The 6,424-nt window shown below is 44.7% G+C and carries 3 protein-coding genes; all 3 read left to right on the top strand.

Annotated elements, in window-relative coordinates; all coding sequences use genetic code 11:
* The first annotated feature begins 38 nt into the window (after window positions 1–38).
* The 3 genes from asnB to ACLHR0_RS16520 all read left to right on the top strand — a co-directional run bounded on the left by asnB (window position 39) and on the right by ACLHR0_RS16520 (window position 6,420).
* Window positions 39–1,895, top strand: coding sequence for an asparagine synthase (glutamine-hydrolyzing) (asnB, locus tag ACLHR0_RS16530; RefSeq protein WP_436488034.1), 1,857 nt, complete (start codon window positions 39–41; stop codon window positions 1,893–1,895).
* Between the two features lie 64 nt (window positions 1,896–1,959).
* Entirely contained in the window at window positions 1,960–3,003 is a 1,044-nt protein-coding gene (locus tag ACLHR0_RS16525; protein ID WP_436488032.1) for a cupin-like domain-containing protein, read from the top strand.
* A gap of 279 nt (window positions 3,004–3,282) precedes the next feature.
* Window positions 3,283–6,420 carry an amino acid adenylation domain-containing protein gene (locus ACLHR0_RS16520; RefSeq protein ID WP_436488030.1) on the top strand — a complete coding sequence of 1,046 codons (3,138 nt, stop codon included), beginning with the start codon at window positions 3,283–3,285 and terminating at the stop codon, window positions 6,418–6,420.
* The last annotated feature ends 4 nt before the right edge of the window (window positions 6,421–6,424 follow it).

Here is a 6,424-nt window from a genome sequence, read left to right as displayed (position 1 = left end):
CCATTTCTATCTAACTCACAAATTAAATTCTTTAGCAAATGTGTGGTATCTGCGGATTTATAAATTTTAAACGCCCGGCTTCCGGAAATGATCAGGCCATTGTTCAGCACATGAATGCGCAGTTGATCCACAGGGGGCCGGATGCACAGGACACGCTGGTGTCCGGAAACCTTGCCTTTGGATTTAGCCGGTTAAGTATTATCGGATTGGAAAACGGGATGCAGCCCATTCACAATGAAGACAACTCTGTTGTACTTATATGCAATGGGGAGATATTCAATTATATTGAAATCAGGAAGGAATTGATGGAGAAAGGACACCGCTTTGCCACTGGTTCCGATGTGGAGGTGATCGTTCATTTGTATGAGGAATACGGCATGGGATTTCTGAATATGCTCAATGGACAATTTGCTTTTGCACTTTATGACAAGAAGTCCGGCTCGCTGTTCTGTGCCAGGGATCATATGGGTATTATTCCCTTCTTCTATACAGAAACGGATGATAGTTTCATTTTCGGATCGGAGATAAAAGCCATTTTAAAACATCCGGATGCTCCCCGCCAGGTGGATTTTGTAGGGCTTGACCAGGTATTGACGTTTGCGGGATTAATTAGCCCCAGAACTATGTTCCGGGATATTTACAGCCTGGAGAACGGACACTACCTGGAAATCGGTGCCAGCGGAAGTTTGACAAAACACGAATACTGGGACCTTGTTTATCCTGAACAGCATGCAGACATCCCGGTTCAGCATGAAGCATGGTATATTGACCAGCTGGAGTCGCTGTTCGAGGCTTCCTTAAAATTGCGTTTGCGCTCTGATGTTCCTGTTGGGCTTTATCTCAGCGGGGGATTGGATTCTTCCATGATCCTGATGAAGATGCGACACCTGCAGCCTTCTATGCACATAGATGCGTTTTCAATAGATTTCGTGGAATCCGGTTTGTCAGAGTCAATGTACCAGCGGTTGGTAGCGGATCGTGCCAATGCCCGGCTGAGCCAGAAGACTTTTTTTTATGATGACATAAGCCTGCGCCTGAAACATGCGGTGTATCATTGTGAATGTCCTGTAAAGGAAACCTATAATACAGCTTCGCTTTCCTTATCTGAGGCTGCGGGTGGGGCAGGTGTCAAGGTCATATTATCCGGTGAGGGTTCGGATGAATTGTTTGCCGGTTATGTGGGTTACCGTTTTGATAAAATGAGGCATGAGAACGGAGGCGGAAGCCCGGCTACTATGGCTGAAGAGCGTCTGCGGCATCATGTCTGGAATGACAGCAGTTTTTTTTACGAGCGTGATTTTCTCCAGTTTAACAAGGTAAAGAAACAATTATATTCCGAAGAACTCAGGGCCATTTTTGACGACATTGACTGCCTTCAGCATCCTGTTGTGAATACAGACCGGATCAGGAACAGGGATGTGCTGCATAAAAGGGCCTACATAGATTATAAACTGCGGCTGGTGGATCACCTGATCTCAGATCATGGAGACAGGATGGCGCTGGCGAATTCAGTGGAGGTAAGATATCCGTTCCTGGACAAAGACCTGGTGGAGTTTTCTACCAGGATACCCGCTCAATTGAAATTAAAGGATTACACAGAAAAATATATACTGAAGAAAATGGCGGAACGGTTTGTTCCGCAAAAGGTGGTAGACCGGGAGAAGTTTGGTTTTGTGGCGCCCGGAAGTCCCTACCTGATACAACGGAATATCGCGTATATCAATGAATTGTTGTCTTTTGAAACAATTAAGAGACAAGGCGTTTTTGATCCGGCAGAAGTGCAGCGGCTTGTTGATATTTACAAACAACCAGGTTTTTATATCAATGCCCCATTTGAAGATGATTTGTTAATGACCGTCATCTCATTTGGCATTTTGCATGATTTATATTTTTAGTGTCAGTCTAACTTTAAGTGGACTATGGAATCGCCTGTTCATCACCATCAAAATATATAATGCTATGAATATCGCAGGAAACATCGACACCGTCAGCGCTTTATCTGACGCAGATTTTAATACATTCTACTATAACAGGAAGCCGGTAGTAATCAAAGGCGGCCTGGAAGGTACCACCTGCTTCAGTAAATGGTCGGTTGATTATCTGAAGGAAAAGATCGGATCAACCACGGTGCGGGTGGCCTATACGGAGAAGGGTAGTTATAACTATGCTATCAGGGAAGTTAAGTGGATCGGCGGCCCTTTCGATGAAGTATCCGATTTATTCACCTTGCCAGCCAGCAAGGGAACCTCTTATTACCTGGCGCAGTTATCAATACCGGGATTCTTCCCAATGTTGATGGATGATCTTGAAATACCTGCATTCATCCGGGACGGGGACATCCTGGATAAGGTAAATTTATGGATGGGCGGGGCCGGTTGCGATTCAGGACTGCACTATGATAACAGTCATAATTTCTTTTACCAGGTATGCGGAAGAAAAGACATGGTGTTATTTTCTCCGGAAGATACCCCGTTATTGTATCCGAGTCAGTTGCCGGGTAAATGGCATATGAGTGAAGTGGAACTGCACGATGCAGATGTAGAACAATTTCCGCTTTTTTTACAGGCGCAGCCTTATCATTGCATTGTTGAGCCGGGTGACATTATTTATATACCCACAGGCTGGTGGCACAATGTGTTGTCGCTTGATATGTCCGTCAGCGTTAATTTCTGGTGGCACCGGTTTGACATTCCTATTGGAAAGGGCATTGATATGTTTAGTGTTCCGGAGTTGTCATCTTTTCTGCAACGCTTCCTGCAGAAAGGGGTGGATATAGATCAACCTGATGCTGAGGGCGAATCATTGTTGATGCGCGCAGTAGATAAAGGGCATGTGAATTTCGTTGATGCCCTGCTTCGTAACGGCGCCAGCCTGGCGTCTGTGAACCGTAAAGGAGAGTCCCCTGTTGAATGTGCGCAGAAGAATGGGCGCAGGGATATCGCAGTGCTATTACTGAAACATGCTGAGCAGGAAGCGAATATAAAAAAATTAGAAAAGCATTAAAATATTTTCGAAAACCTGAAGTAAATAATTATATTGTGAGAAGATAGGCAAATAATTTTCATGAAGCCCTCATTTTTGTTTTGTTGTTAACTGTAACTTGTGACAACCTTTAGCGAAGCTATATTTGCCTGAATATTCAACTGAAGCCTTATTACTTTTTTTAACCCGGGACTATGCCAGGCCAACCTGCCTGAAGCTGTCGCACACACTTCTCTTTACAGACGCAACATACTGTGTTGCTGAAAGTTTGTAAATCTGTTTTCCCATAATAATTTTATCATGATTCTACAAGCGGAATTAAACAAAAGTCTGCGTGCCCATGCAGGCAAAATTGCGATTGAAGTAGACGAGGAGAAAATATCATACTCCAGGTTGTTATCCATCTCTGATAAAATCTCCGGTTTTTTTATACAGCAGGCATGCCCGGCTGACACCATCGTTGCGGTAATAACCGACAACAGGCTGCTGAATATTTATGCCATGATTGGCATATTCAATGCCAGATGCGTGTATGTTCCTATCGACGCATCGCTTCCCCAGAAAAGAATGCAGGCCGTCCTGGATGAGCTGCAACCTGCTTTTCTGATCACCTCCACCACAGACAACATCGCTGCCACGTCCGGCAATTATTGTTCCGCCCGGGTTATCCTTGCAGAGGAGCTGCTGGAATCCACTGCGGACAACATTGAGCAGCCATTGAACTATCCGGCTTTTCAGGAAAATGACAGTATATATGTATACTTTACCTCCGGCTCTTCCGGGATACCTAAAGGCATTGTTGGCAGGAATAGCAGCCTGATACAATTTTTGCAATGGGAAACAGGCGCGTTCCAGGTTACCGCAGGCAGCAGGTTCAGTCAATTCATCAGTCCCTACTTCGATGCATATCTCCGGGATATTCTTGCGCCGCTGCTAACGGGTGGTACTATCTGCATTCCGCCTCCTAAACAGGACATTTCATTGCCCGAACAAATGGTTGCCTGGGTAAATGATGCTGGTATACAGTATATTCATTGTGTACCCAGTTTGTTCAGGATAATCAGTTCAGCGGCATTATCACCGGATCTTTTCCAGCACCTGAAATATTGTTTGCTGTCGGGAGAAAGAATTAACCCATTGGAACTGCGGGGATGGTATGAGGTGTTTGGCGCCCGCATCCAACTGGTGAATCTGTACGGTCCAACAGAAGCCACCATGATAAAATCCTGCTACCGGATTACGCCGGAAGATGTAAACGCTGCAAGGATTTCAGTGGGTACTGCTATGGATGGTGCAGCCCTGTTGATCCTGGATGAGAACCTGGAATCCTGCGATCCGCTCATAGTGGGCGATCTGTACATTGCTTCTGCTTATCTCACAAAAGGATACCTGAATAATCCGGAGCTGACTGCACAGAAATTCCTGACTTTCAGATCTGCTGCCGGAGACGAAACAGCAGTTTATAAAACAGGAGACAGGGCACGGTGGATGCCTGATGGAAATGTAGACCTGATTGGCCGGGAAGACCGCCAGGTGAAAATAAGAGGAATCAGGATTGAACTGGATGAAATTGAGTATATGCTTCTGACAAGCCCCTTTATAAAGGAGGCAGTAGTGACAAAGCATGCAGGAGAAAATATTGACGATGCACTGGTTGCCTATATCACCAGGAAGAATTTTCAGGAAGAGGCACAACAGCTCTCTGACGCTGCCATGAAACATTTGCAGGAACTGATTCCCGCATCCATGCTGCCTGCATCCATTGTAGAAATAAGTGAGCTTCCGTTGCTACGCAACGGAAAGGTAGACTACCAGGCGCTGCAAAGTAAAATAGTAGCCCGGGAAATTTCCGTCCCGGAGAATGAACTGGAAGAAAAAATACTGGAGATATGGAAAGATATTTTAGCAGATAAGTCGATATCTGTTAAGGAAAATTTTTACCGCATTGGGGGGAATTCATTAAGTATAATGAGATTGTCATCCAGGCTCTTCAAAGAGTTTGGTGTCCGGGTTTCTTTAAGTGAGTTGTTTGAAAATCTTACGGTAAAGAAGCAGGCAACCCTTATCGGATCACTGATGAAGGATGATGTATTTGTTATACCCAAAGCAGATATAAAGCCGGCCTATCATGCCTCTGCCGCGCAGCGGCGTGTTTATGCCAGTTATCAGCTGGATAGAAAAGTGACATCCTATAATCTTCCTATGGCCTGGGATGTTTCACAATCATTCGACCAGGACAGAATTGAACAGGCGCTGCACGTACTTGTGAAAAGACATGAAGGCCTGAGAACCGAATTCCATATCAGGGATGGGGAACTCTATCAGCATCTCCATGATAAAGTAGATTTCTCCCTGGAGCATATTACCACATCTGCTCCCGACCTCCATAATACTATTTCTAAACTTATACATCCATTTGAACTGGATAAAGCCCCTCTTTTCCGTTGCACACTCATTCACCAGGAAGGCGGCCGGAAAATACTGGTAATAGATTGTCATCACATCATCTGTGACGGCATCTCAAAGAAAATTCTTCATCACGACTTTTTGAACAGTTATTACGGTAAGCACCTGCCCGAACTGGAAATACAGTATAAGGACTATTCTGAGTGGGAGCATAAATTCCGGCTTACGGAAGAATACCTCTCGCACAGGGAATTTTGGCTGAAGACATTTGAAGACGGTGTACCGAGGCTTACGCTTCCTGTAACAAAAGAAATCATCGATGGGGTATCTCATCACGGAGGGAATGTTACGCTCAAAATTGACAATCATCTTTTAAAGCCTTTTACTGATTTTCTGAAAGAGCAACATGTAACCGCATTTTCAGGCTTTTTCACTGTATATTTTTTGTTTCTATCCCAGCTTTCCGGGCAGGAAGACATCGTTGTGGGAACGGCTGCTTCCGGCAGGATGCAGGAGGAAACAGAAAATGTGGTGGGCATGTTCGTGAAGATGTTGCCGGTCCGCTTCCAGATAAATCCGTATACCCCGTTTAAAGATGCAGTTGCTGAATTACATAATTATATGCTGCAAGCCAACAGCAGGCAGATATATGACCTGGGAGATATTGTAAGAGAGCTGAATAATAACAGGACCAATCCTGTTAAAAGCCTTTTTGATGTGGCTTTCGTTTTCCAGAACTTCGAGGAAAGAAAGGACCGGCAGCAAGACGGGTTTATTATATATCCGTTTGAAAACAACAGCTCCAAATATCCGTTGACACTGTATGTATACGACAGCGATCAGTCATTTACTTTCCGTTTCGAATATTCTTCCGACTATTTTACAAGACCCGATATAATATTGCTGGCCCAACAGTTCAAAGCATTGCTGGAGAACGTGGTGGGCAGGCTGGATGAAGATCTTGCCAGTATCATACAAAGCTCGGATCAGGCAATAGATCTGATGGAGGATGATATCTCCTTCAATTTTTAACCCG

It is taken from the genome of Chitinophaga sp. ARDCPP14, from assembly GCF_051362515.1.
GTDB lineage: Bacteria > Bacteroidota > Bacteroidia > Chitinophagales > Chitinophagaceae > Chitinophaga.
Note: the sequence above shows the minus strand (reverse complement) of the source record. Positions and strands in the feature narration are given on the sequence as shown.

Excerpts from the sequence above, each read along its gene's own strand:
- ACLHR0_RS16525 (WP_436488032.1), top strand. The coding sequence starts at position 1,960 with ATGAATATCGCAGGAAACATCGACACCGTCAGCGCTTTATCTGACGCA.
- ACLHR0_RS16520 (WP_436488030.1), top strand. The coding sequence starts at position 3,283 with ATGATTCTACAAGCGGAATTAAACAAAAGTCTGCGTGCCCATGCAGGC.
- asnB (WP_436488034.1), top strand. The coding sequence starts at position 39 with ATGTGTGGTATCTGCGGATTTATAAATTTTAAACGCCCGGCTTCCGGA.